This window comes from Vibrio sp. RM-41-2B (assembly GCF_024744415.1).
GTDB classification, from domain to species: Bacteria; Pseudomonadota; Gammaproteobacteria; order Enterobacterales; family Vibrionaceae; genus Vibrio; species Vibrio diabolicus.
In genome coordinates this window covers 209096-234797 of the sequence record NZ_JAMQWD010000004.1, presented here as the reverse complement: position 1 = coordinate 234797, position 25702 = coordinate 209096, and the positions used below count along the sequence as shown (strand labels likewise).

The 25702-nt window shown below is 48.8% G+C and carries 18 protein-coding genes; 10 read left to right on the top strand and 8 right to left on the bottom strand.

Annotated elements, in window-relative coordinates; translation table 11 throughout:
- The first annotated feature begins 80 nt into the window (after nucleotides 1–80).
- From NB463_RS02495 to NB463_RS02485, 3 genes are read left to right on the top strand one after another with little or no spacing between them, the layout of a single operon-like run.
- Entirely contained in the window at nucleotides 81–788 is a 708-nt protein-coding gene (locus tag NB463_RS02495; RefSeq protein WP_025515567.1) for a response regulator, read from the top strand.
- Entirely contained in the window at nucleotides 778–2208 is a 1431-nt protein-coding gene (locus tag NB463_RS02490; protein ID WP_258430952.1) for an ATP-binding protein, read from the top strand. Before NB463_RS02495 ends, NB463_RS02490 begins: the two co-directional genes overlap by 11 nt.
- Nucleotides 2209–2210: 2 nt before the next feature.
- Nucleotides 2211–3455 carry an ABC transporter substrate-binding protein gene (locus NB463_RS02485; RefSeq protein WP_145472391.1) on the top strand — a complete coding sequence of 415 codons (1245 nt, stop codon included), beginning with the start codon at nucleotides 2211–2213 and terminating at the stop codon, nucleotides 3453–3455.
- A gap of 74 nt (nucleotides 3456–3529) precedes the next feature.
- Here NB463_RS02485 and NB463_RS02480 read toward each other — a convergent pair whose 3' ends face one another.
- Genes NB463_RS02480 through NB463_RS02460 form a run of 5 tightly spaced genes read right to left on the bottom strand, consistent with a single transcriptional unit; the run spans nucleotide 3530 to nucleotide 10778 of the window.
- The gene (locus tag NB463_RS02480; RefSeq protein ID WP_258430953.1) at nucleotides 3530–4732 is read right to left on the bottom strand and encodes a type III PLP-dependent enzyme; all 1203 of its coding nucleotides are present in this window, start codon (nucleotides 4730–4732) and stop codon (nucleotides 3530–3532) included.
- Nucleotides 4725–6554: an IucA/IucC family protein gene (locus tag NB463_RS02475; RefSeq protein ID WP_258430954.1), complete on the bottom strand. Its 1830-nt coding sequence runs from the start codon at nucleotides 6552–6554 to the stop codon at nucleotides 4725–4727. The genes NB463_RS02480 and NB463_RS02475 overlap by 8 nt, the downstream gene beginning before the upstream one ends.
- Nucleotides 6526–7731 (bottom strand): MFS transporter, encoded by a 1206-nt coding sequence (locus NB463_RS02470; RefSeq protein ID WP_258430955.1) that lies wholly within the window; start codon nucleotides 7729–7731, stop codon nucleotides 6526–6528. The genes NB463_RS02475 and NB463_RS02470 overlap by 29 nt, the downstream gene beginning before the upstream one ends.
- A 6-nt stretch (nucleotides 7732–7737) precedes the next feature.
- Nucleotides 7738–9570, bottom strand: coding sequence for an IucA/IucC family protein (locus tag NB463_RS02465; RefSeq protein ID WP_258430956.1), 1833 nt, complete (start codon nucleotides 9568–9570; stop codon nucleotides 7738–7740).
- Nucleotides 9567–10778 (bottom strand): ATP-grasp domain-containing protein, encoded by a 1212-nt coding sequence (locus tag NB463_RS02460; RefSeq protein WP_258430957.1) that lies wholly within the window; start codon nucleotides 10776–10778, stop codon nucleotides 9567–9569. Before NB463_RS02460 ends, NB463_RS02465 begins: the two co-directional genes overlap by 4 nt.
- Nucleotides 10779–11028: 250 nt before the next feature.
- Between NB463_RS02460 and NB463_RS02455 the strand changes: the two genes are divergently transcribed.
- The 6 genes from NB463_RS02455 to fecE all read left to right on the top strand — a co-directional run bounded on the left by NB463_RS02455 (nucleotide 11029) and on the right by fecE (nucleotide 19115).
- On the top strand, nucleotides 11029–13065 hold the full coding sequence (locus NB463_RS02455) for a TonB-dependent receptor (RefSeq protein ID WP_258430958.1): 2037 nt from the start codon (nucleotides 11029–11031) through the stop codon (nucleotides 13063–13065).
- Between the two features lie 121 nt (nucleotides 13066–13186).
- Nucleotides 13187–15322: a TonB-dependent receptor family protein gene (locus NB463_RS02450; RefSeq protein WP_258430959.1), complete on the top strand. Its 2136-nt coding sequence runs from the start codon at nucleotides 13187–13189 to the stop codon at nucleotides 15320–15322.
- A 100-nt stretch (nucleotides 15323–15422) separates the two neighbouring features.
- Nucleotides 15423–16346: a Fe(3+) dicitrate ABC transporter substrate-binding protein FecB gene (locus NB463_RS02445; RefSeq protein WP_302470652.1), complete on the top strand. Its 924-nt coding sequence runs from the start codon at nucleotides 15423–15425 to the stop codon at nucleotides 16344–16346.
- Nucleotides 16347–16420: 74 nt separating this feature from the next.
- Complete coding sequence (locus NB463_RS02440; protein WP_372430187.1) at nucleotides 16421–17380, top strand: FecCD family ABC transporter permease; 960 nt, start codon at nucleotides 16421–16423, stop codon at nucleotides 17378–17380.
- Complete coding sequence (locus NB463_RS02435) at nucleotides 17377–18348, top strand: FecCD family ABC transporter permease (protein WP_139059654.1); 972 nt, start codon at nucleotides 17377–17379, stop codon at nucleotides 18346–18348. The genes NB463_RS02440 and NB463_RS02435 overlap by 4 nt, the downstream gene beginning before the upstream one ends.
- Before the next feature lie 2 nt (nucleotides 18349–18350).
- Nucleotides 18351–19115: a Fe(3+) dicitrate ABC transporter ATP-binding protein FecE gene (gene fecE / locus NB463_RS02430; RefSeq protein WP_054575393.1), complete on the top strand. Its 765-nt coding sequence runs from the start codon at nucleotides 18351–18353 to the stop codon at nucleotides 19113–19115.
- A 117-nt stretch (nucleotides 19116–19232) separates the two neighbouring features.
- On the opposite strand, the gene NB463_RS02425 is transcribed toward fecE, so the two are convergent.
- A complete protein-coding gene (locus NB463_RS02425; protein WP_258430961.1) occupies nucleotides 19233–21119 on the bottom strand; it encodes a methyl-accepting chemotaxis protein in 1887 nt (628 codons plus the stop codon).
- Nucleotides 21120–21483: 364 nt separating this feature from the next.
- Here NB463_RS02425 and NB463_RS02420 point away from each other — a divergent pair, with 364 nt between their 5' ends.
- A complete protein-coding gene (locus tag NB463_RS02420; protein WP_258430962.1) occupies nucleotides 21484–24234 on the top strand; it encodes a M16 family metallopeptidase in 2751 nt (916 codons plus the stop codon).
- An 88-nt stretch (nucleotides 24235–24322) separates the two neighbouring features.
- Here the strand turns inward: NB463_RS02420 and NB463_RS02415 are convergent, their stop codons facing one another.
- Nucleotides 24323–24775 carry a bactofilin family protein gene (locus NB463_RS02415; RefSeq protein WP_080619267.1) on the bottom strand — a complete coding sequence of 151 codons (453 nt, stop codon included), beginning with the start codon at nucleotides 24773–24775 and terminating at the stop codon, nucleotides 24323–24325.
- Nucleotides 24679–25632 carry a M23 family metallopeptidase gene (locus NB463_RS02410; RefSeq protein ID WP_005395595.1) on the bottom strand — a complete coding sequence of 318 codons (954 nt, stop codon included), beginning with the start codon at nucleotides 25630–25632 and terminating at the stop codon, nucleotides 24679–24681. The genes NB463_RS02415 and NB463_RS02410 overlap by 97 nt, the downstream gene beginning before the upstream one ends.
- Between the last annotated feature and the right edge of the window lie 70 nt (nucleotides 25633–25702).

The window sequence follows — 25702 nt, the reverse complement described above, 5'->3', positions numbered from 1 at the left end:
CGGCTCGATTGTGAATGTGCGTTTAAGAATGCATCATATTGGCCAGCGCCAAACTCAGGGACGGACACAGGGAAAGTAGGATGGAAAACAAGCAGATACTGGTCGTCGATGACAACCTCGACCTTCGCGAAGCGTTGTCAGATTACCTTGGCCGCGCTGGGTTTGAAGTACTTTGCGCAGAAAACGGCGGCGTGATGTGGCAGCTGCTCAACGATCACCATCCTGATTTGATCATCCTCGATATTATGATGCCCGGTGAAGACGGCTTTACCCTGTGCCAGAAACTGCGCAAAAACTCCGATATCCCGATCATCATGCTGACCGCCGTCACTGAAGAAGCCGACCGAGTCGCAGGGCTAGAAATGGGCGCCGACGACTACATCACCAAGTCATTCAGTCCGCGCGAACTGCTCGCACGCATCAAAACGATTCTGAGACGCAGCCAATCGACCGCCAATAGCAAACTGACGCGTAAAGTGCGTTTTGACGATTGGTTGTTGGATACCGTAACCCGACAACTGACCCACGTTGCTAGACGCGAGGTCAAGCAACTGAGTGGCGCGGATTTGTCGCTGCTCGGTTTGTTCGTCAACCACGCGCAATCAATATTGTCGCGCGATGATATTGCGCGCGAGATCTGGGGACGCGATGCTGACCCGTTTGAACGCGGCATTGACGTGCAGATCAGCCGCTTGCGTCATCACCTTGAAGATAAAGACCGCTCGCTGATCCTAACGGTGCGCAATAAAGGCTACATGCTGACCACGGACGTGCATTATGAGAATTAAACGCTGGACGGGGTCACTGGTTGTTCGCACCAGCGTGTTCCTGCTGCTGGTGATCATTCTGGCGCAGGTATTATCTGGGATTATCTGGTATCAACACGCCAGCGAACGCGATAAAGAAGGCCTGACCACCACGGTCAAAAGCTTAGCACTGAGCGCTTCTTCCACCATCGCCTTCTTTCAAACCCTCCCTTCGGAATATCGCCACTTGGTGCTCAATCAACTACGCAACATGGGTGGTACGCGCTTTTTCGTCTCACTCAACAATCACCAGATTGACGTCGACCCACTGCCAGAGAGCGAACGCAAAACGTTGGTCATCAACCAAGTTCGCGAGGTATTAGAAAGCGAGCTGAGCGGCATTCCTAATATCGAGGTGGAGTTCACCCAGCGCGACAAACTCAAAGTATTCAACAACGAGCTACCTATCGACGAACTGCCGCTATTGTGGGCGCATTATTCGCTTTCGTTTGGTGACCTCAATCCACCGATTCTGGTGATGCAGGTCGAAGTCGCGCAGAACGAATGGTTTTATCTCGCGGCGGTGCTACCCGCGCCTTACATCAACCTAGAGACTAACTATTTTGAGCTGCGCCAATGGCTGACACTATTGCTGTCCGCACTAATGCTGTTGCTGTGTACCTGGTTTATCGTTCGCAAAGAAATTCAACCCATTCGCGAGCTGGCAAAAGCCGCGACCCTTATGTCGAGTCGATTAGACGTGCCCGAAGTCTCTGAGCGAGGCAGTAACGAACTGAAAGCGGCGGTACGTGCGTTTAACAAGATGAATCGACGCATCGACAGCCACATTAAAGACCGCGAAATGCTGTTCAGCGCCATCTCCCACGATCTGAAAACGCCGATAGCCTGCCTAAAACTGCGGGCGGAAATGCTAGATGACGACGCCGACCGAGAACGCTTTATCCGCCTGAGTAACGACCTAGATTTGATGGTCAAAGGCGCATTGCAATGCATTAAAGAGACCGATATCCACGAGGAAATCGAGCCGATCAATTTCACCCAACTGATTCAGCACATTTCCGCCAATATCGCCGATGCGCCGGACACAATTCGCATCCACGGTGAAATCCACACCCACTTTGCTGGTAAACCGTTAGCGATTAAGCGCTGCATTCAGAATCTGGTCGATAACGCGCTCAAATACGGCCATCAAGCGGACATTACGCTGAGTGAAAGCTCAGAGTCGATCCAGATTGAAATTGAAGATCACGGTGACGGTGTTGACGATTTATTACTTGAAAAGCTCTGCCAGCCATACTTCCGCGCTAACAACGATAAAGAAGGCAGTGGGCTGGGGTTAACCATTTCACAGAGCATTGCAAAGGCTCACGGCGGCAGTTTGTCGCTGAGCCATTCTCAGCTTGGCGGCCTCTGCGCCACGCTGACTTTCCCGAGAGACTGACTATGAACAAACTGGCATTCTGGTTCCCACTGCTGCTCGCCCCTTGCGTTGCTCACGCTGAGTCGCCACAAGGGGTAGAGTTTTTACATTGGTGGACTTCTGACGGCGAGCAGCAAGCGCTGCAAACACTTAAAGCGCAACTGAAACAGCACGATATTGAGCTGCTGCAAAGCCCGGTGTTAGGCGGTGGTGGTGACAGCGCGATGACGGTACTGCAAGCTCGCGCGCTGGCGGGTAATCCACCGAGCTTCGCGCAAATCGAAGGGCCAAGTATTAAGGCGTGGGATGCCATCGGTATTTTGCACAACGTCAACGCGGTTGCCGATGAGCAGCGCTGGGATGAGGTGCTCTACCCACTGTCTATCGAAATCAATAAAACACAAAACGGCTATATCGCCCTGCCACTTACGCTGCACCGTTTGAACTGGCTGTGGGTCAACCACAAGCTGCTTAAACAACTGAATCTATCCGCGCCGAAAAACTGGCAAGAGATGTTCGCCGCCATGGAGCTTGCTAAGCAAAATGGCATTGTACCGATCGCGGTTGGTGAGCAGCCGTGGCAAGTCGCCCAACTTTTCGAGAACTTAGTGATCTCCACTGGCGGCGTTGAGTTCTACACCAATGCGATGGTCAAACTAGAACGCGACAGCATCGACAGCGATACACTCCGTCAAGCTCTGACGCAATTTCGCCGCCTGAGTTTGTTGATAGACAACCAATTACCCGACAGTAAGTGGGATACGGCGACCCAAGCGCTAGCCGACGGTCAGGCGCTGTTTCAAATCGGCGGTGATTGGATTTTGGGTGAGCTACTCGCCAATCAAGTCTCAGTTCCGCAAGAGGTCGGCTGTTACCCAACGCCGGACAGCGATGGTGTATTCCTCTACAACATGGACAGTTTGGTGTTTATGTCGAGCAAGTCGTTTTCTGCCGAGGCGGCTCTGCAAACCGCAAGCGCGCTGGCAGACGTCGAGTTTCAAGCTAAGTTCAATAAGGTAAAAGGCTCGATTCCGGTACGCACCGATATTGACATCAGCGATTTCAATCCGTGTCAGGTCCAGTCATATCAAGACTTTCACTACGGCGTTAAACACAACCTCGCTGTGCCGAGTATGATTGATTCGATGGCGGTCAATCCGGTTGCCCAGCAAGCGATAAACTCGGAAATCTTCCGTTTTTACCGCAATCCCAAAATGGAACCCGATGAGCTGATAAAACGCATTATTGCTATTTCGCAAAGCGGTTAATGGCAATGTATTTGTGCCGAGATGGAATAAAAAAGCCCCAATGATTGGGGCTTGAGTAAAGCGAAGTATGCCGTTTAGAAATAGTGGAAGATCGGCGGTTCATGCATCAAGAAGTTTTGATGGGAAATGTTCCACGCATAGGCGCCTGCTAAGGTAAACACAACGTAATCACCAATATCGACGTGGGCGACGTGCTGATTGCGTGCCAGCACATCTTTGGGCGTACAAAGCTGGCCGACAAAGGTCGCTTGTGCATGCTGAATTGGGTGAGAAATCTCATGGTGTTGCTCGCTTTTCAGGATGACGAATGGATGGTCATGACTCTGCGCTGCTGGCGTGCGGAAGTGGTGAGTTCCCCCGCGTGCGATGACAAAGTTTTCGCCAAGATTTTGCTTAATATCGAGCACTTCCATCACGTAATAACCGCATGCCGCCGTGATGAAACGTCCGCATTCAAAACGCAGTGTCCAGTCTTGCACTTGCTCTTTGGCGACGAGGAATTCCAACTTGTCGCAAAACTCCATCCACGGAAAGTGTTGCTCAGGGTTTTGGTAGTTAATCCCCATGCCGCCGCCCAAGTTGATCATCAGCTCACCGAGTTCGAACTCCTGCTGCCACGCCTTCACGACTTGGAAATAGCGCTGCATTAACGCTAAGTGGCGTTCAACATCAAGCTGATGCGACATCAAGTGAAAATGGAAGCCTTTCAGCGACACTTGCGGGAAATCGCGCAGCAACATCAAAGCATTGCTCAGTTCGGACTCGTCCAAGCCAAATGGAGTCGGCTTGCCGCCCATCGCTAACTTGCTGAGCGTGATGTCGCCGATATCTATGTTCATACGCAAAAAGATCGAAGTCGGGCGGTTGAGGCGCTCGGTTAGTGCTCCAATGCGTTGCAGCTCGGTGAGGCTTTCGACATGAATTGCATCGACATCAAGTTCAATCGCTTGTTGCAATTCATTTGGCATTTTTCCTGGGCCGCCGAAGATCAATGGCTTATCGAGTTGTTGCTGGTGGAGGTGTGTCAACTCCCCGCCAGATGCCGCTTCAAAACCATCGACATACGGAGCGAGCGTTTTAAAAATCGGGCCCGATGGATTGGCTTTGGCTGCGTAAAATAGCTCGACATTTCTCGGCAAAACGTGACGCAGTTGTTTGATGTGTTCTTCTAAGGCGTTTAGGTCATACAAGTACGCGCACAAGGGTTGATTTTTCTGCTGTGCGAGCGTGTGAATTTGCTGGCTAACGCGTGTCGGTAGAGAGAGGGAATTAGGCATGTTGCGCTCCTTTTTCGTGTTGCTGCCAAGGCGTGGCGACTTGGGTATAGCCCGACTCTTTATCGGCTTTTTGCATCAAGCGCGTGGTGAAATTATTTTTGCTTGGGAAGTGACCGCCATTTAGCAACGCTTCTAGTTCCGGCTGTTTTCCATTCACGGATTGCCAACGCACAATGGCACTTTGCACCGCATTCCACAGCGTTTGCTCTAGTGGATCATCACCTTCTGCGATGAAGAAAATCGCTTCGCTGATGTTGTTTATAAAGGTGCAGTATCCGATGCGATTCCAGCCTTGTTCGCGACTGTAGTAAACCGATTGTCGCGCGCGTTCAGACAAGTCAGTTAATGTTTCTGCTGGCCAGAACTCCGGCAGTAATTTAGTGCCTTCCAAATCACGAATCCAAACACAACACGGCATCTCTTGCTCAAAGCCAATCAAAGTGTTTTGCAAATGCGGCTCAAACGCCACCCCGTGTTTGAAGTAGTAGTTAAACACACCCGGAATTAGGCAATGCAAATAGCGTTCAAACCACAGTGTCGCGATGTCGGAATAGCGATTTTGCGTAGTACGCGCTTTGTTTTTAAGGCGTTGAGCAATGCAACTGTTGCCGTTTTTGTCGTAAGCAAACAGAGCGCCAGCGAGGGTTGGTTTTAAGATATCGACTTCGCTCAGCGAGAAATTTTCGCGATACAAAATCCCAAACGATTCGCGCGCTTTGGTGTTGTCGTCCCAATTACGCTCAGCGACGCTTTCTAAATTCAACGTGGTGGCGTAAGGCTCTGTCATCACTTTAAATACGGGGTTGTGCAGCTGTTCGTTTTCTCTAATTGGTTTAAGAATCGACGTGAGCTGCACGGCGCTGTCGAGTTCGTACCACGCGTTTTTTCGCACGCAATTGGTTAATCGTACGTTGATGGAGAATTTCGCAAACCAATCCATATCTGGGTGGTAGAGGGTACGAACTGAAGAGGTCGGCTGCATCTTTTCACCACCTAAACCCAGTGGCGTGATCTTACCTTGTTCAATGGCACGCTTCACGCTTGGGTTGCTCAAAATGGTGTAGCTTTCCCAAGGATGACAAGGGTAGAGGGTCTTTCCATTGCTGGCGGCGTGTTGTGGCGCGAGCTGTTGTAGCATGCGCTGCGCAGGGTTAGCTTCTCCGTCTGAACTCAGCACATCAAGTAAGGACGTATCCACTTCAAACCAGTACAACGGCGCTTGCGCGCCGACTTCTGGAGAAAATGCCAAGAGATCATCCATGGTGACGCCCGAACGACTTTTCGGGGTAGGATGGAAAGTATGCCCCCAAATCAGAGATTGTTCCGAAGCGATAAATTCGTTGTGATGCGATTTGGGCGCGACGTTGAGAAACTGCTCGGTAACCAGCACGCTATTTTCCAGTTGTTCGATCAGCTCATGGTTAAATGGGATCGCCAATACCTGCTTGAGATAGTTAAGCAAAAGCGTAAGAGTTTGCGTGGCATCCAATTTCGCCCAACCAGATCCCGGCATTTTTGCCCAAGGCAGTTCTGCCAATTTGATTTTGCCCAGTTTGCTCGCGTAGTGAATCGGTAAAACCAGCAGGCCATTTTGTTGAGACAGATGAACGGCTACCCGTTGTTTTGCGGAATAGTTGCGCTTTAACGTTTGGGGGAGCGATGTCGATTGGTAGTGCCATTCTACTTGTTGATTCGGCAGTGCAAATTCACGTAAGTAACAATTAAGAACACCCATTATCGTGTTGAGTTGGGCCTTCTCCCGATTGAGCTGCACATCATGCGCGCGTAATTCGCTAGTCTGAGAAGATTGAGTTTGTAACATGTTGATTTCCAAATTTTGAATGGAGAACCAGCGCGATCAAGGTGATTACGCTGACTATCGCAGAAAGTAGGAAAGGAACCTCAAGTAGCCCCAAGCTAGAAATGAAAGAAGCGCAAAATCCCGCCGCCACACCCCCCCATTTGGACATGGCATCAAAGCGAGAAAATACTTTGCCACTGAGTTTGCGATCCAGATAGCTCGCAAGATGCTGATGCAATCCGTGATAGCAACACACCATCGCGATGCCGAAGATAATTCTCGCAGCAATGAGTGCGGTTTCGGACGCAATCAAATGCAAGGCAGAGCTCACGGCAAGCAATGCAAACCCGAGCCACAACGTGCGCAGCGGTTGATGGCGATTCAACCCATCTGACAACACGTGGATTTTGCCTGCCAGCAACAGATAGACGCCATGCGGCAGTGCGTACAAAAAACCGATCCATGCGTGGTTAGTGATGCCATATTGCTGCACAAACGGCGAGAAATAAGGAAAGGTCACCACCATGGAAAACGCAAACCCGAACTGAGCAAAGAAGATCCAGCGAATGGCATGCATTGCGTTTTTCTGTGCAACCGGTTTTTCTTGCTGAGATTCTGAGTTTGGCTTTTCGAGGTTTCGTTCGGCGGGTTTATCCGCAGGCAGTGTTAGCGTGATGCCCATAGCAATTAAAGGCAAAACGCATAACCACAGGTACGCGTTGAGTGGGTTGGTTTCGGACAAGCTCCAGCCGAGCCCAATGGGCGCAACGATCAGCGCCAAGCGAGCAGATAGTTGGGTTTTATTGAGTGACTTGCCGAGTGTTTTGGCTTCTTTAATTTGACTAGATAAGTAGCTGTTCGAGGCGGCCATGGTGCCGCCAAAGGTTCCTTGAACAATAAGACCAAACACAAACATGGCGAGGTTGTCTGCCAAGCCGCACAGCGCAAAACCTGCTGCAAGGCCAAGTTGCGCACGCAAGAGTGAGCGGCGGAGACCGTAGCGATCGGCAAAGTTGCCCCAAAATCGCGCCGCCAACGCAGTACAAAACGTAGGTAGGATAAACAATACCCCTGCCCAGTCCGCATCAATGCTTGCGCCTAACGTTGGCAATACGACGGGTAGAAATAGCGGCATACCTAACGCGGCAAACGCAGCGATAAAGTGGCACAACAACACACTGTAGATGAGTTTGGTCATAATCGTTTAACGTACGCTTTTTTTGATGGCTTCTAAGTAGGCGCGCTGCGCTTCTTCGCTAGAAAGCAGTAAGAAGTTCGGAGCCGACAAACCATAGAATTTATTGATGTCACTCGCGCCGGAGGCTTCTTTCGAGAGCAAACTGCCAGAGCTCAACAAGTACTTGGCGTACAAATCAGGTGCCTCTTGCAGTAACTCGCGTGCCAGTTTTGTCTCTAACCCTTCGCCTTCCAATCGGTTGAGTTGCTCTGCAATGCTTTTGGCCACGATGGCGTAAAGCGATGCTGAAGAGGCAATGCCCTTCGTAGCCATGGCTTCTACAATCGCTGCAATATCCAGTTGTAATGTGATGGTGGTAAACATCTGACCGAGCGCCAATTCATTGTCGACTTTGATGCGTTGGTCGAGCAGTTCATCGCAATTCACAGGAGTTGTTCCTGCGCCGTGTTTTTGGGCCGCATGCTCTGTTGCGAAGTTGAAGCGCTCTGGCCAAATTCGCGCCGCATCGTTGTCTTTCATCGCGAGCGTCATTTTGCCCTGTTGATCAAATGCAACGATGGCGTTTTGCTGGTTGGACTCTAATGCGATGCCATAACGAAGCCACAATGTGAGGTGCACTTGGCATAATAGGTCGACGTAATCTTGGAACCACGCCAGCGTATCTTGTTGATAGTACTGCTCTGCCAAATGTTCTAAGAACAAGCGGTCGTCAGGCATTGGGCTTGCCAGTGCGGCAACCGGAACTAACGCTTTGTCTTCGCAATGAGTAAGTGGGTACTCACGTACGATGTACGCGAAGGTTTTATCCTCGCCGACGTGTCCACCGTGTTTTTCGTTGCAATGGAACAAGCGAGTGTTTAAGTCAGCGTCCGTTTGTTCAAGGTGGCTAAGTAGGCGTTCAAACCAGTGGCCGTCATACAGTGTTGAAGGCTTGATTAAGCGAATGTTTTTCGTGCCTAGCGATCGCATGATCAGCGGAACTTTGATGTGAATATGCGGCGCGTCGTTGACGACCACAGTACGAACGGAAAGCGTCGGCGTCACGTCTAGATACGTTAAAGGCGCTTCTATCATACCTTCGGGTAAGGCTTCTAAAGAGCGAAGGGTGAGCGGATGCGCAGGGAACAGTACGTGGCTCAGTGCAAAATCAGCAGGAAGCCCAACTTGCTCCATTGTTGGCCAGCAATCAGGTTGTTCGCTGGTTAATGTCACCAGTGATTTTTCAATCGCAATCCAATGCAGAGCAAAGCTTTGTGCGAACTCGGGCGCGTACTTAGCAAGGTCTTCATCGCTCAGACCAAACTTCGCCCGCGCAGTTGGATAGTACGGGTGGTCAAGGTAAGAAGCGATCTGGTCGGCTAGCAGCAGTTTTTGATGCCAAGAACCAAGCTTGGATATTGGTTGAGAAATGTGGTCTGCGTGATGATGAAATGCTTGGTCACACAGCGCTTTGTGTTTCTCTGCACATTCCAGTTCTTGAAGATACCCCGCCAACAATTCGTGAGAGCTCTCATGCGCCAGTGTCGTTAGCAGCGCAATCCACTCTTGATAATGCTGCTGATGCTCGACTTGGCCATTTTTCTCCACCCACCAACCTTGTGGTGTTTCGTCATTGGCGTGACCGTAGCGCCAGTGCTGCATGTAATACGTTGGCGCAACGGGTAAATACAACGTGAAATCAGAGTTGGCAAATATCAGCCAGACTTGCTCGCCTTGAGGAACAATTACCCCTTTTGGCGCGTCGCTACTGAACTTGGCTTTCGACAAAATGCCAAACATGTCTTCGCGTAAGCAAGTGTCGATCAATCGTTGCGTTAGATACAAAGCGTTGTCGTTCATGCTGCCACCTCACGAGTCGGAGCTAGATCGAAATTGCTAAGCGCGTTCTGCAGCGCTTGGTCGAGGTTTCGCCCTGATGGTGAGACAATCGAAATTCGGGCGAGATAATCCTTATTGGAATAACTCTGCTGGAAGTGTTCTCCAGCGGCTTTTAGTACCTGTTGCTGGGTGATGATATCGTCATCGTGTTGGATGAACGACGTCGAACCTCCGTCGATCACACCACTGTGTTCCGCAACTACGTAGTGCACGTGCGCTGACCCATGAATTTGGTAATCGCCGTCCAATCTTCGACCCAGATGCAGACCCAAAATCGTGCTAAACCAGCCGAAGTGAGCGAGATTGTTGAGCAAGAATTCGCGACCATCTCCAATACTGCGGTAGTTAATTTCCACCAGAACCGGGCCATTTTCCGTAATGATAAATTCGCTGTGGCAAACTCCAAAACCAACGCCGAACGCTTTCAGTTGAGCCAAGCAAGCTTCTCGGTGAGCAATGCCGTTTGGTCCGTTCCAGTCTGCGGCTGTTTCGATAAAGTAAGGCGGCTCTGAGAGCGACACATCAAAACCGCCCACGGCGATAAGGCGCTCACCATCTCCCAGAGTTTCGAGCGTAACCAAAGGCCCTTGAAGGAATTGCTCCACCAGAATGGCGGCGTTTGGGTGTTTTTGCCAAAACGCATCGCAGTAAGCATCGAGCTCGCTTTGGGAGTCACAGCGCTGCACATCTAAACTTGCCACGCCTTCTTTGGGTTTTGCCACGACAGGAAAGGCCATGCCTAATGCCACATTCGAATGGCGGTGCAGCAAACAGCTTTGTGTGTTGGGTAGGGCTTTTTCATTTAACACTTGTCGAGTTAAGTGTTTGTTTTTGGCTTTTAACGTGACAGACCAATCTTTGGATGGGAGGCCAAAAAATTGCGCGCAGATGGCGGTGGAAGTTTGTAAGTGATCACTATTGCTGAAAATAGCGTCTGGATTTAATTCATGCTCCGTGATGGTTTCGATGAGTTCTAATGGGTTGAAGACATCACATTCTAGAATGGTATCCGGATTAAAGTGACTATCACGACTCGCCAGCTCTAAATGGCTGAGCTTATGGTCGGTGATAAGAACGACGTGAAGGTCCATCGCTTTAGCTGCAGGCACGAAGCCGTGAGTGACTGCATCGTTAACGACATGACTTACGATAATCATCGTAGATTTCATGAGCTTTCCTAATTTTCTAACATTTTCTTCTAACGTTGATAAAGTCGCTCACGGTCGTCTTCCAATGTGCCTCTCGCGAGAAGGAGGGCAGAAGTTTTAGTGTTTATTGTTATTATGTTTGGTTTTTTTTGTTGTTAGTTGTGTTTTTAGGGTAAATAAATATAGAGCATAAAATTAATATTGCAAATAGAAATAATATTTGTTCTTATTTCCATCCGTTGGCTTTATAACAACTAAACGGAATTATGGAATGAATAAATTATTGACCCTGACCCCCTTGGCGGTCGCGATTGGTTCTTCACTAGTAGCACCAAGCGCAGTGGCTTCAGAAGAGACGAACTCAACCTCATCAGCAACTGAAACGATTCAAGTCTTCGGGCATCAGTACGAAGGTTATGCTGAACACATGCCTCAATCAGGCACCAAAACCGATGTGGAATGGCTTGATGTGCCACAAGCGGTATCCGTAGTAACGAAAACAGAAATGCAAGACCGAGGCGCGGTGCGCTTAGTGGATGCGCTAGATGGGGTAGCCGGGGTCAATAACACCTTGGGCGAAGGCAGCCGCGATCAGTTCATGATACGTGGTTTTGATTCACTCAACGATATGTACCGTGATGGCTTGCGAGATGACGGTACGTTGCAGTCTTACCGCAGCTTAGCGAATGTTGAACGCGTTGAAATTGTGAAAGGCCCTGCGGGCGCTTTGTATGGCCGTGGCTCGGCTGGGGGCATCATCAACTTGGTGACGAAACGCGCTAACGGTGAGAATTTTACTCACGTAAACGGCAGTGTAGGTAGCAACAACCAGTATGTCGGTCAGGTCGACAGCTCAATGGCGTTCACAGATAAGGTCAACGGGCGTATTAACTTGGAATACCGTCAAGCCGACTCGTACGTTGATCATGTTGATTCAAACGATTTCTTCATTGCACCGACCATTCGTGTGTTACCAGCGGATCGTCACACCATTGATATTGACGTGGAATACGCTCATCAAGAACTAGTGCCATATCGTGGTGTGCCATCAAAAAATGGCAAGCCAGTTGATTTGCCAGTAAGCACTTACTTTGGCGGCACAAACGACTATCAGGAGTCAGACAGTCTCCGTATTGCGGTGGATTACGAATGGCGTCTGAATGATCAATGGGTATGGAACAACCGAGCGGCGTTCAACCATATCGAACTTGAGCAAAAAGGCACGCGTCAGGGCAAAGTGACGGGTAATGAAGTGTCTCAAACCGTCAACAACTTTGGTTACGATCCACGTACTACGACCACTTTACAATCTGAGTTGGTTTGGGAAACCAGGGACAATCAATTGATGGTGGGTGCAGATTTCAACCAGATCGATATCGACCTAACGTTGGCAAGTGACAAAACGCTTCCTCCGCAAAATATCTACGACCCAGTCGTTGGTCCAACGCCTGATCCGGGCTTTAAGCCATTTCGTGACAATACCACCACAACCACAGGTGTGTACGTGCAAGACGTGTACACATGGGGCGACCTTTCTTTGATTGGTAACGTGCGTTACGACTCGATGGAGCTCGAACAACAAAAAGCGGGCTCAGATAAGGAAAAATTGGATGATGACAAATTCAGCTACCGTGCTGGTTTGGTATACCGCATCAATTCCGACACATCCGTATACGCGAGTTTAGCGCGCTCTTGGCAGTTACCGTACGCTGGTATCTACATCAATCCAAAGTTGGCGGAATTCTTCCATACCGACTTAAAAGAAGTGGGGGCGAAAGCGTACCTGCTGGATAACGCATTAATGTTGAATGCGGCACTGTTCCAGATTGATCAAGAGCAACCACAAACCAACGTGGACGGCGATGTGATCGATAAAATTGAAGTGCGTCACCAAGGTATTGAATTAGAGGCTCGCGGTCAAATCACCAAACAGTGGGACATCTCTGTGGGTTACAGCTACTTGGACGCGGAAGACAAAGCCACAGGCAAAAAGCCGAACGATGTATCAGACCACTTGTTCTCTCTTTGGAGCACTTACCAATTGGATGACAACTGGCGTTTAGGCGGTGGTGTGAAGTACGTGGGCGACCGTTACGCAGGTAACGACGAAGCTGTCGCACTTGGCGATTACACAACGGTGGATTTGATGGCGGCGTACACCACTGGTCGTCACAAAATCCAAGCGAACGCTTACAACATTTTGGATGAGAAATACATTCTTGGCGCAACAAACGGCACGTCTGGCCTAAACCAGATTGGCTACGGCGCACCAGCCGAGTTCATGCTTAGCTACGGATACCAGTTCTAGGCTTGTTGTGCGTAGTTGGCGCACGTTAGCCGATTTTTTTCCTCTTATTGAGGATGTTTAGCCCCGAGAGCCTACGGGAAATGTTCTGCCCGAGGCTCAATTTCTCGCAAAGGAGATCTTAATGTCTTACCAGAATTTGGATGGTAAAGTGCGTGTACGTGCTGGTTTGTCTACCACTTACAGTGTGCTCGCGATTGCTATCGCTTCTGCCACCTCCATGAGCGCACTTGCCGCTTCTGCTAAAAAAGAACAAACTACCGCGATGGAAACCGTCGTTGTCACTGGCAGCGTGATTGGCAACTCTGAAATTGAAGACGTCAAAGAGTACCCAGGTGCTCGTACCGTCATTACCCGCGATCAAATCGAGAAAACCGCCGCAGGCTCGATTGATAACGCGCTACAGCGCGTGCCGGGTATTAAAGTTCAGGATGAAAGCGGAACGGGCGTATTGCCTAACATTTCCGTACGTGGTTTGAAAGCAAGCCGCAGTGGTCATGCGCAGTTCTTGATGGATGGTGTGCCGCTAACGCTCGCGCCATACGGCCATACTGGTCAGTCTATCTTCCCAGCAACGCTGTCGATGCTTGATCGTATTGACATTGTACGCGGCGGTGCCGCAGTGCAGTACGGTCCAAATAACGTCGGTGGTGTTATCAACCTAGTGACCAAACCGATTCCACACACTTGGCAAACGGAAATCAGTAACCGCCTTACCGTGTTTGATGGCGGTGATGCGCCGCTGAATGATTTTTACCTACGCACGGGCGGTTGGTTAAGCGACACATTCGCGCTGCAGTTGGAGGGTAACTTCCTAAAAGGCGAAAGCTTCCGTGAGCATTCTGATACGGACGTGAAGAACTTTCAAGCTAAAGCACAGTGGCTATTGAGTGATACTCAAGAGATTCAAGCATTCCTGCAACGTTACGATGCTGAAACGCAAATGCCGGGCGCGCTCTCGCCACAAGATTACGAGCAAGATCGTCATCAATCGAAACGTCCTTACGACGATTATGAAGGCAAGTCGACGCGCTGGAGCGTTAAGTACATCCACGATTTGCCATTTGCCGACAGTGCAGAGTTAGAAGTGCTCACGTTTGGTCACAAATCAGAGCGTCTTTTCAAGTGGGGCTTCAACAGCGCAGGTGGTCACTGGGCGGATCCGGCTCTGCCTTCTACGAAAGTAAGTACTTCACCACGAGAGTTCCGTGTTTATGGTATCGAACCTAGGCTTGCAGTTTTTGTTGATGGAGGTGCCATTACGCAAAACTGGATTATAGGGACTCGTTATATTAATGAAGACATTCAATATAAAGTGACACAAACACCAGTGTCTGGCGGAGCCACAAATGTACCGCGAAACTGGCACCTTGATACCGATGCGTACGCAGGCTATGTGAGTAACGAAATCGGGTTGTTTAATGGTGCGTTAAAAGTCACGCCCGGACTTCGTTATGAATTTGTTGATATGTCCTATAAAGATTTGGGCAGCGGGCAAGAATCTGGAAACAAGGCGACTGAATTATTGCCTGGTGTGACGATTGCATATAACTGGAATGAACAATGGCTGAGCTATGCCAATGCGCAGAAATCTCTTCGCGTTCCTCAGCTTGTTAATGTTCGAGGAGTCGGTGAGGAAAGCAGTGAGTTGGCTTGGAACTACGAACTTGGCGTTAGGTATGTTCAAGATTTAACAAGTTTCAATGCAGCTTTGTATCGCATTGACTTTAAGGATCAGTTGCAGTGGCAAAGTGGAATAAACACGTCTGAAAATATAGGTAGAACACTCCACCAAGGTATAGAGCTTTCTGCTCGTTACGTGCCTGAGGCACTACCTGCACTGAGTTTAGGCGCAAGCTACAACTACCTCGACGCCACGCTAGAAGAGGCAGGTAAGAATAAAGGTAATCAGCTGCCTTACACCTCTAAGCATCAGCTTGGTTGGGATGCGACCTACGCATTTTACGGCATGGACACCACGCTATCGGGCTTCTACTTCAGTGATTCGTATACCGATAACGCCAACACCAGTGCCGAAGACGCAATAGGTGAAACGGGCAAAGTGCCGTCTTACATGGTGTGGAACTTCAATTTAGGCACGGATTTATACAAAGACGACAAAGGCAAGTTGCGCATGAATGTTGCGGTAAACAACTTGTTTGACGAGGAGTATTACTTCCGTGGGATTGATACCAGCCCAGTTGGTCGATACCCAGCTCCGGGACGCTCTTACACACTGGATCTGAACTATCAGTTTTAAGCGTTTCGTTCACCGAGTTTGAAAAGAAAAGTCGCCAATTTACCTTGGCGACTTTGCCGATCTTAGGTAATGGAAAACTCTTAGCACTGGAAAAAGCAAGATGAAAAATAAAAAACAATTTACGATCAAACACTTTTCAACCGTTTTGCTGATGCTACTGAGCTCAGCTTTGATGTCATTTAGCGCATTTTCTCAGGCGCGTAGCGTGCAAGATGAGCAAGGCACTTTTGAGCTAGAAGCGATACCTCAACGTATTGTGGTTTTGGAGTTTTCGTTTGTGGACGCTCTGGCGGCAGTCGATGTCTCACCGGTAGGCGTTGCCGATGACAACGATGCCACACGAGTCATTCCTGCTGTTCGTGCCAAGATTGAGCCTTGGCAATCAGTCGGCATGCGCTCACAACCGAGTTTAGAGGCGATTGCGGTGCTCAAGCCGGATTTGATCATTGCCGATGCCGAACGTCATCGTGCGATTTATCAAGATTTGCAGCGAATTGCGCCAACTTTGCTGCTAAAAAGCCGTGGTGAGACATATCAAGAAAATCTCGAATCCGCACACAAAATCGGGGTGGCAATTGGCAAACAAGCGCAAATGACACAACGAATTGAGCAGCACAAACAGACAATGGCGGAGTTCAAACAGCATTTTGCGACACAAGAAACCATTCAGTTTGGTGTGGTTTCTGACAAAGGGATGTGGCTGCATAGCCCGGTTTCTTACGCTGGTGGCGTTTTGAGTACGCTGGGCATCCAAAGCCCGCTGGCTCCATCTGAGCAAAAAGCGTATATCCCAACCAGTTTCGAACTTTTACTAAAAACCAACCCTGATTGGTTGTTAGTTGGACTTTACTCTCAACCAAACATTGTGGATGAATGGCGCAAAAATCCATTGTTTAAGTTGCTAACTGCGGCGAAAAAACAGCAACTTGTTGAGGTCTCTCCTGAACTGTGGTCATTAAATCGCGGAATGTTGGCGGCGGAAGAAATTGCCCACAACCTTGAAGCATTATTGGGGCGCTCATGAGTGCGTCGATAATCTCAGAAAGCCCGACTTCGGTTAGCAAGCCGCATTGGAAAGCGAGCTTATTTGTCTGCGCTATGGCGTTGTGTACGTTGTCAGGCTATACCGCCTCAATGATTGGCTGGTCCAACTTTTCTTTGAGCGTTAATGATCTGACAAGCTATTGGTTTGCGTTTGATGAGGGCAATATGCTGCATCAAATCCTCGCGACGCTGCGTGCGCCTCGTGCCTATGCTGGGTTATTAATTGGCGCTTCGCTTGCGGTATCCGGAGTGCTGATGCAAGGATTAACTCGTAACCCTTTGGCGTCGCCATCCATTCTCGGCATTAATGCCGGTGCGGCGTGTTTTATGGCCTTGGCGTCCATCGGCGTACCATTCTTTAGTCAATTGAACCCAATCATCAACGCAGTACTCGGCGCGCTACTAAGTGGTGGTGCGGTCATGTTGTTGGGCGGTTTTTTCTCCGCGCGTTCTCACCCATTGCGTTTAGTGCTAGCGGGCATTGCCATCAGTGCACTGCTGATAGGGTTAACTCGTGCGTCGGTAATTTTGGCGGATGACATGGCTTACAGCGTGTTGCATTGGTTAACGGGTTCACTCTCTGCGGTAGATTCTGAGCAGTGGCAGCAACTGTGGCCTTTTGCGACTTTAGGTTTGGTGCTCGCCATGGGCTTAGCGCGAAACTTAAATTTACTCGCGTTGGGGGACGAAGTTGCTGTTGGGCTAGGTGGTAACATTCGTCTTACGCGATTTATCAGTGGTTTAGCGGTTGTGCTGTTGGCAGGAACTAGCGTAGCGATTGCTGGGCCAATTGGCTTTGTCGGGTTGTTAGTGCCGCACTTGGTACGCCCGATTGTTGGTCACAACTATCACATTCTCATTCCGGTTTCCGCCTTGTGTGGCGCGGCATTGGTGACGTGGTCAGATGCTTTATCACGAGCGATTGCCTTTCCGGCTGAAACGCCAGTGGGCGTGATTACCGCGCTGTTGGGCACACCTTGCTTTATCGCGATTGCAATGAGGAAATCATCATGATGAATCAAACCAAACTGTTTGCATTAGTTGGATTGTTGCTGATTGCGTCTTCTCTCACGCTGTTTGTTGGCGCGGCGAACATGTCGGCTCAACAGGTTTTTGCATTACTGTTTTCTTTCTCTGGCTCGGACTTTGTGATTCACCAATATCGATTACCGAGAATGTTGCTCGCCATTGGCGTGGGCGCTGGGTTGGGGCTGTCAGGCGTTTTAGTTCAAGGCGTCATCCGTAATCCACTTGCCTCACCAGATTTAATGGGGATAAGCGCCGGAGCAGGACTGGCGGCTACCGCTTGTTTGGTGCTGTATCCGAATGCGCCAGTGGCAATGTTGCCGATGGTCGCCATGGCGGGAGGCTTGCTTGCTGCTGGCTTTATTGCTGTGCTGGCTTACTGGTCGAAACCAACACCAGCACGTTTGGCGCTGATTGGTGTTGCTGTCAGCGCATTTTTAGCCAGCGGTATCGATTTTCTTCTGATTGTGCACCCTATCGAAATCAACACGGCGATGGTATGGCTAACCGGCAGTTTGTGGGGACGAAACTGGCAACAAGTGCCGTTTATTTGGAGTGCTCTATTGCTGCTACTGCCATTGGCGTTTTGGTTGGCATGGAGGTTAGATGTGATGGGACTGGGAGAAGAAAGCGCCACTACACTTGGCACGAAACCAAGACAGATCCAAATTCTTGCGCTGATTGCTGCCGTGCTATTGGCGAGCATCAGTGTGTCTGTGGCAGGCACGATCAGCTTTGTTGGCCTGCTTGCGCCGCATCTTGCGCGTTTGCTGTTTGGCCACAACCACAAGTTGTTGATTCCAGCCGCTGCAACCCTTGGCGCTTTGTTGGTGATTTGCGCCGATGGTTTAGCGAGAGGCTTACAGCCGCCAATTGAGCTACCAGCGGGAGTGCTGACATCTGTTATTGGCGCACCATATTTCATTTTTCTTTTGTATCGTTATAGAGGTTGGTAAGCATGTTACGAACGCAGAACTTATCCGTCGCGTACGGCAAACAGACCATCATTCCAGATCTCTCTTTGTCGATTCCTCAAGGTAAAATTACCGCACTAGTTGGCCCAAATGGTTGCGGTAAGTCGACACTATTAAAAACCTTGGTACGCATCAATAAACCCGCTTCTGGCCAAGTGTTGTATGACGACAAACCACTAAGCAGCTACGGTGATAAACGCTTGGCGCGTTCGTTGTCTTTGCTGCCGCAGATTCTTGTCAGTCCTGAAGGTATTACCGTCAGAAAACTGGTCGAATATGGCCGCTCGCCTTATCTCTCTCATTGGGGCCGGTTAAGTCAACAAGACAAGACCTTAGTCGAGCAAGCAATGCAAGATACTGGCGTGATTGAGTTTGCTGACAAGCCAGTTGAATCGCTGTCTGGCGGTCAAAGGCAAAGGGCTTGGATTGCGATGGTAATGGCGCAAGATACCGACGTAGTGATGCTTGATGAGCCAACCACTTACTTGGATCTCTCTCACCAAGTTGAGCTGATGAAACTCATGAGGCAGATGAACGACAAAGGCAAAACAGTGGTCGTAGTGCTGCACGATCTAAACCAAGCGTGCCGTTACTGCGATCATTTGGTGGTGTTGGAAAAAGGTCAGTTAGTCACGCAGGGAACACCGCAAGAGGTACTGACAGAAGGTATGTTGGCATCGGTGTTTGATTTACAAGCGAGAGTATTTAACGACCCAATCTCAGGCACGCCGATGTGTGTGGCGGTGTAGGTTTACGTCTTTCGAAAGCTATCTGCAATAAAAACGTCGAGCCATAAAAATAAACCCCGCTAGTTATACATTTGCTAGCGGGGTTTGTTGTTTTTAAGTGCGTTCCTAGCGTGGCGTTTAAGCCAGTTTAAACGTTGCCACTTTCGAGTTGAGATCCTCGGCTTGTGATTTCAGCTCAGCAGATTGATTCATCGATTCTTCTGCTCCAACCACCAAGTGATCGGTCACATCTTTAATTGACGTGACGTTTTGCGTGATTTCATTGGTTACGTGCGTTTGCTCTTCGGCTGCGGTTGCAATTTGCGTTGCCATATCGCTGATCAGCGCAACGGCCGCGTTGATTTCATCCAGAGCCAGTGCTGCGCGATCGGCATCTTCCACTGATCCTTGGGCAAGTTGAGAGCTTGTATCCATGATGGTCACAGCGCGTTGTGTGGTCTGTTGCAAAGTCTCGATCGTCGAGCGAATCTCTTCGGTTGAGGTGTGTGTGCGTTGTGATAGCACGCGAACCTCGTCCGCAACAACGGCAAAACCGCGGCCTTGTTCACCTGCACGCGCCGCTTCAATCGCCGCATTCAGCGCCAGTAAGTTGGTTTGCTCCGCGATGTCTCGAATCGTTGATAGCACGGTTGAGATGTCTTGCGCGTGCTGGTTGAGCTCACCGATGACAACGCTCGCTTGGTTGACTTCAGAAGACAAATTGTTGATGGACGATTTGGAGTTGATCACTAACTCATGACCGTTTTGTGTGCTTGCTGAAGAGTCTTGAGCGGCTTTGGCCGTCTGCTCTGCATGTGCTGCAATCTCTTGCGTTGCCGATGCCATTTCAGTCACAGCGGTCGCCACCATAGTGATTTCTTGTTGCTGATGGTTCAGATCGGAAACCGATTGATTCGCGCGAGTCGTGCTCAGCTCCGATTGTTGGCTCAGTTCTTCCGCTTGGTGACGAATGTGACCAATAAGTTGCTGCAAACTTTCAACGAACTGGTTGAAATTTTCAGCCAGTTCACCAACTTCGTCACGGTTTTCTACTTTGATGCGTTGAGTCAGATCGCCGCTACCGTTGGCGATTTGCGCGAGCGCATTCGAAACATTGTAGAGCGGACGGAACAAGATGTTACATAGCAGGTTAAACAAAGCTACACAGATAACGACGACGATGGTGGTTGCGATGATTTGATCCCAAACAGCATCGTAAAGTGGGGCAACCAACGAGTTTTGATCTAACACTGTGACCGTTGTGAGTTTGGTGCCCTCAATATGGCGCGCGTAAACCACATATTCGGTGTTGTTAATCGAGACACGACGCTCTGTGCCGGAACGTGCGGCAGAGGTAATATCGCTGTTGTTTAGGCCCAGCTTGCTAACAGGTTGATTCAGCAGCTTACCGTCGTTATGGGTGAAAATATTGCCCTGGTCATTGGCAATAAACATATAGCCTTCACCCGGCAGGATCACTTGGTTGAGGCTGTTTAAAATATCTCCAATTTCGACATCAGCACCCAGAACGACGGTTTGACCATGTAGTTGCAGTGCTTTACCAAGCGACACGACGTTGGCCCCAGTGGCCGCTGCGACGGTTGGATTATCCATAAAGACTTTCGATGGATTGGCAATGGCGTTGGTGTACCAACCCCATTTGCGTGGGTCGTTATTACCTGGTGGCAAAACCACCCCATTGGCGTTGTCTTGTGAGCCGTCTGGGTAAGCGAGAAAGACGTTATCAAACGCGCCAGAGTCTCGGACTTGTTTCAAGTGCGTAACCAGAGAACGCTTCTCTGAATCGGAAGAGAGTGATGTCAGTGCTCGCTCTTTTGAGAGTAACCAGTCTTTTACGTATTGATTGTAAGATGCGCTGGTGCTTTCTAGTCGTTGCGCGACTTCTACATCCAGTCTGTTTAATGAATCTCGAAAAGACAGCCCTTCTACCAGCACTCCCCCGAGAATGATGGCAGCACTGGCAGAGATTGCCAGTTTGTTTTTTAATGATAGATTTTTGAACATAAAGCGAATAATAGATCTTTGAATAATAGTTGTTGTGTTTTTATTCTCATCAGGACTCACCGAGCCGTTGAATATGCAGCAGAAAGTCAGATTCGAATCTGTTCAATAATTATATTTTATTGCTCAAAATAAATACTGACTCCATGTCGCGATTTTGAGTTTTACATCAAATAAGAAAAAGGCTTTTAAGCTGTGTTATTTATCTATTTGTAAAGTAAGGATTTGTCTATTTTTGTAAATGATAATTGATTTCATTAAAAGGTGATTTACGTCACGTTTGAGTAGTAAATAATCCATTAAAAATGTGAAGGTCATGGAACGAGGATTATATTGATCGGCTTAATCATTGTTATGGGCAATAGTTATGCGCAGTATATTGTTAGTCCCCGCGTTATTACTGTCAGGGTGTGCTCTGACACAACAATCGACGCCGATTCAGCCTGACGCCAACTGGCATGTCGACCAGTTATCGAACGGTATGAAATACCATCTTTACCCAACAAAAGACCAAGAAGTATCGGTCCGTTTGGTTCTGAATGTCGGCTCATTCCAAGAAGAAGCCAATCAAAAAGGTTACGCTCACTTTGTTGAGCACATGGCGTTTAATGGCAGCACGCATTTTACCGGCAACGACGTTGTTAAACTTTTCGAGCAATCTGGTGGTAGCTTTGGTGCCGATATCAACGCCTTTACCACTTATCAGCAAACTTCTTACCAACTTGATCTTGCCAATAATACAAAGCTGGAAGATGCCCTGAAGTGGATGAGAGATATCGGAAACGGACTTGAGTTTGCTCCTGAACAAGTAGAGAAAGAAAAAGGGGTGATCCTTGGTGAATGGCGACGTGCTAACCCGGATGATAAGTCCTTTTCTATGCATGCTTATCAAGCGTCGATTGAAGGCACTATGTATGGTGAACACGACCCAATTGGTACTCGCGAAGCGATTCAAAATGCCTCATCAAGCAAGCTAAAAGCGTTTTACGACAAGTGGTACCAACCACAAAATGCCGAGTTGGTTGTGAGCGGTAATATCGACGTGGATTCACTGTCCAATATTATCAAAAACAAATTCTCGAACTGGGAAAGCACCTCGGATACCGTAATAGAGAAGCGCCGCGATATTCGAGTGAACAACCAAAACCGAATCTTGCCAAGTAACACGATGGAATCACCAAGCCTTCATTTAGTGATTGAGCGTGGTCTAAGTGGCAGCACTACGATTGAACAACAGCATCAAGTGTGGCGTGATGAAGTCGCAACACAGCTAATTCAACAACGTCTGATTCGTGTACTTAATGATGCCGCTGAACCTTTTCAGTATGCTTATGCCCAGCCTTACTATTCCAACTACCAGCGCATGATGTCGGCAGGTATTTCGTTTGGGCCTGAGCGTCGTGAACAAATGCATCAAACTTTCATCAGCACGTTGGCGTCACTGAGAGATTATGGTGCGACCCAATCTGAGTTAGAGAGCATCATGTCAAATTGGCAAGGTGAGCTCGCAAATATTGATTCAGACTGGGACCAACGTAAGCCAAACAGTTATGCAGAAGCGCGCGTTTTTCAAATTGACCAAGGCAGTGTGAGTCAATCAAAAGAGAGTTACGCCCAGAGTTTGTCTGAATTCATCAACAACGAGAATCTAGAGAGCATTAACACGCAATTGAATGCCTTGTTGTCTGAGCAACCAATCTTTGTGATTGGGTTAGGGAAAAGTGAAACGTCAGCTCAGTTCAATGATGTATTTACCGATCTATACAGTGCCTACCTCCAAACGGGCGAAAAACCGTTAGAGATGTATGACAAAGTGGATGGATTCTTACAGCCTACTCAAGAAGGTACCATCACCAGCATGCGTCAGGAAGCGGGTGGCTTTCAAGTTTATACGCTATCAAACGGTGTCGAAGTGTGGTTCCAAAAAGATGCCAAAGCGGGTGGCCGAGCTTATATTTACTATGCTAGCCAAGGCGGTAAAGCCGCCGTTGATCCAGCGTTATATGCTGCGTATGAAATCGCTGCAACGACGGCGATACGCAGTGGGTTAGGGGCATTTTCTGGTTCAGAGTTAGACAGTTACTTACGCAAAAATAACATTGCGCTTAGCGCGATTCTCGATGCGACCAGTCACGGTTCACAAATTACCGCGCCAACAACGCATTTAACTTACGCGTTGAATGGGTTGTACAACCTAGCGACGGAGATCAAAGTTGACGAGCGCCAGATGGCGGCAGCAAAGCAAGAGTTTAAACAGCAGAGTGGCGCTTTTTTTGAATCGCCGATGGGAAAACTGATTCAGAAAGCAAACGGTAATTCTTATTTGCCGGGTAGTCGTCATCGTATAGTGTCCAGTGACGATGTAGAGCAAGTGACTTCCGAGCAAATATTGGCGGTGCATGAGCAACTTTTCAAAACCAATGATGGTTTTAAGATGGTTATTGTGGCAAATGTCGAGCCGGAAGAAATTACGCCACTCTTGCGTAAGTATGTGGCCTCCATCGAGATGCAACCGAGTCGTTCGATTGATTACCATGTTGCGTTCAACACCGACGTGCCGGCGCGAACAGTCGTTGCGGATGGTCATGAACCTTCATCGTTGTACGTAATCCGTTTGACTAACACGAACGATTACCAACGTACGGCAAGGGATACGGTTATCGAAGATATTTTGCAACGTATCAGTAATGCGCGTGTCTTGGATATTGTGCGAGAAGAGTCTAGTCTCGATTACAGCCCAAATATTTACACCGTGACGCAAGATCGCGAACCAATCTCTGATTGGCTCTTGGAATCTCAAGTTGAGCCCGAAGACGTGGCAGTTTTAGATAGCAAGTTAGGCAAAATGTTTGATGACCTAGCTTCGAACATCACGCAAAAAGAAGTGGATACGGCAGCGAAGCAATTGGCGGTAGCGATGCAAGGATTAGATGATAACCCTGCTCAGCGCGCATGGTCGTATACACGCTACTTGGTGCATGATTACGGCGTCGATGTGTTACTTGACGTTGAGAAAGCGGCTAAGAGTGTGACATTAGAAGAAGTGAAAGCGCATGCGAAAGCGGCTTTTGGTCCACAAGCAAAGCGCTCGGTGATGATTTTAAATCCGGCCGAATAATCACTGTAGCTTCTGACGAAGCTCGTGTCTCTAGTAATAAAAAAGACGGCGTGAAAGCCGTCTTTTTTATGCACTTTAACCAAAGAGTTTATGCTGATTTACGCGCAGGTCGCTTTTCATTGTTGGTATTGTTTTCTTTCGTGCTGGCGTTTTCTTGAGCCTTTCCTTTCAGTGTCACCACTTCTTTTTCAGGTAATTCGGCCGCCTCACCAAAGAATTTACCACCAGGTTCGATGCTGAGGTTATTACTCCAGATCCTCCCACTTACACGTCCCTTGGCAAGTACTTGAATGTGTTCTGCGTGACAGTTACCATCCATCATACCATTGATGATCAGTTGCTTAGCGTAGATCTCACCGTTTACTCGGCCGCTTTCTGCAACGACGAGAGTGCCTTCTACATTAATTTGACCATCGACGATGCCATCAATCTGGACATCGTTTTCTACTTTGAGTTCTCCGCTAACAGCACAGCCTTTGGCGATGAGAGTTGAAGCTGCTGAGCTACTCGTTGTTCCACGGTTTTGATTAAAGATTCCCATCGTATTCTTCGCTCCTTAGTAAAAATGTCTTCGAAATCATTGAGGCTCCAATCGACAAATGGCTTCGGATTCAGTGCTCGCCCAACAAAACGCACCTCGTAGTGAAGGTGAGGGCCAGAAGAGAGCCCACTGTTGCCGGAAATTGCAATCAGTTGCCCTTTTTTGACGAACTGACCGCTTTTTACTTTGAACTTTTTCAAGTGCGAATAAGAACTCGAAAAACCGAAAGAATGTTGCAGCCTGAGGAAGTTACCAGAGCCTTTATTGCTGCGGCGGGTGACTTCCACAACCCCATCTGCTGGGGCATAAACCTTAGTACCGGTATTCACGGCAAAATCGAGCCCGCGATGCATCTTAGCGACTTTTGTCACCGGATGAATGCGCTTACCGAAGCGAGAAGAGAGCCGCGCTTTACCGACCGGAGACCCGCTTGGTATTTGGTTTAACAACACCATGCGAACGTTCGACGTAATCGCCGCCGCATCAAGTCGGGCATCCAAATTATCCGTGGTAGTATGTTCTCCAACTCCAAGGACTTTCTCTAACTCTCCCAAACGCTCCGAAACAAGTTGTACTCGTTCTTCTCGCTCTGAGAGATCACTTTCCAGCTCGGATTTTAATGCTTTCAGTGTGCTGAGCTCTTCACCCATAGTGCGCGAATGTTCTGTCAATTCAGCTTGTTTTAACGCGGCATTATCGACGCGAGTGTACAAGTGATGAATTAAGATCGCGGTTGCGGCCAGAGCAATGACAAAAAAGCATAAAAACGTTTTTAGATTGCGTTGCATCCTTTTACTGAAGTACCAATGTCTGGAGCCATTGATGGTTGATATAGAGATCGTCAACTGGTCTTTCATCGTCTTCTACTGCTCGTATCTGGTATACGTCTCGTCACTGAGTTAATGGGAATGTAAGGAAAACAAACGG

What these genes read in the sequence shown, in the direction of transcription:
- NB463_RS02495 (WP_025515567.1), top strand. Translation starts at nt 81, where the DNA reads ATGGAAAACAAGCAGATACTGGTCGTCGATGACAACCTCGACCTTCGC.
- NB463_RS02490 (WP_258430952.1), top strand. Translation starts at nt 778, where the DNA reads ATGAGAATTAAACGCTGGACGGGGTCACTGGTTGTTCGCACCAGCGTG.
- NB463_RS02485 (WP_145472391.1), top strand. Translation starts at nt 2,211, where the DNA reads ATGAACAAACTGGCATTCTGGTTCCCACTGCTGCTCGCCCCTTGCGTT.
- NB463_RS02480 (WP_258430953.1), bottom strand. Translation starts at nt 4,732, where the DNA reads ATGCCTAATTCCCTCTCTCTACCGACACGCGTTAGCCAGCAAATTCAC.
- NB463_RS02475 (WP_258430954.1), bottom strand. Translation starts at nt 6,554, where the DNA reads ATGTTACAAACTCAATCTTCTCAGACTAGCGAATTACGCGCGCATGAT.
- NB463_RS02470 (WP_258430955.1), bottom strand. Translation starts at nt 7,731, where the DNA reads ATGACCAAACTCATCTACAGTGTGTTGTTGTGCCACTTTATCGCTGCG.
- NB463_RS02465 (WP_258430956.1), bottom strand. Translation starts at nt 9,570, where the DNA reads ATGAACGACAACGCTTTGTATCTAACGCAACGATTGATCGACACTTGC.
- NB463_RS02460 (WP_258430957.1), bottom strand. Translation starts at nt 10,778, where the DNA reads ATGAAATCTACGATGATTATCGTAAGTCATGTCGTTAACGATGCAGTC.
- NB463_RS02455 (WP_258430958.1), top strand. Translation starts at nt 11,029, where the DNA reads ATGAATAAATTATTGACCCTGACCCCCTTGGCGGTCGCGATTGGTTCT.
- NB463_RS02450 (WP_258430959.1), top strand. Translation starts at nt 13,187, where the DNA reads ATGTCTTACCAGAATTTGGATGGTAAAGTGCGTGTACGTGCTGGTTTG.
- NB463_RS02445 (WP_302470652.1), top strand. Translation starts at nt 15,423, where the DNA reads ATGAAAAATAAAAAACAATTTACGATCAAACACTTTTCAACCGTTTTG.
- NB463_RS02440 (WP_372430187.1), top strand. Translation starts at nt 16,421, where the DNA reads ATGGCGTTGTGTACGTTGTCAGGCTATACCGCCTCAATGATTGGCTGG.
- NB463_RS02435 (WP_139059654.1), top strand. Translation starts at nt 17,377, where the DNA reads ATGATGAATCAAACCAAACTGTTTGCATTAGTTGGATTGTTGCTGATT.
- fecE (WP_054575393.1), top strand. Translation starts at nt 18,351, where the DNA reads ATGTTACGAACGCAGAACTTATCCGTCGCGTACGGCAAACAGACCATC.
- NB463_RS02425 (WP_258430961.1), bottom strand. Translation starts at nt 21,119, where the DNA reads ATGTTCAAAAATCTATCATTAAAAAACAAACTGGCAATCTCTGCCAGT.
- NB463_RS02420 (WP_258430962.1), top strand. Translation starts at nt 21,484, where the DNA reads ATGCGCAGTATATTGTTAGTCCCCGCGTTATTACTGTCAGGGTGTGCT.
- NB463_RS02415 (WP_080619267.1), bottom strand. Translation starts at nt 24,775, where the DNA reads ATGGGAATCTTTAATCAAAACCGTGGAACAACGAGTAGCTCAGCAGCT.
- NB463_RS02410 (WP_005395595.1), bottom strand. Translation starts at nt 25,632, where the DNA reads ATGAAAGACCAGTTGACGATCTCTATATCAACCATCAATGGCTCCAGA.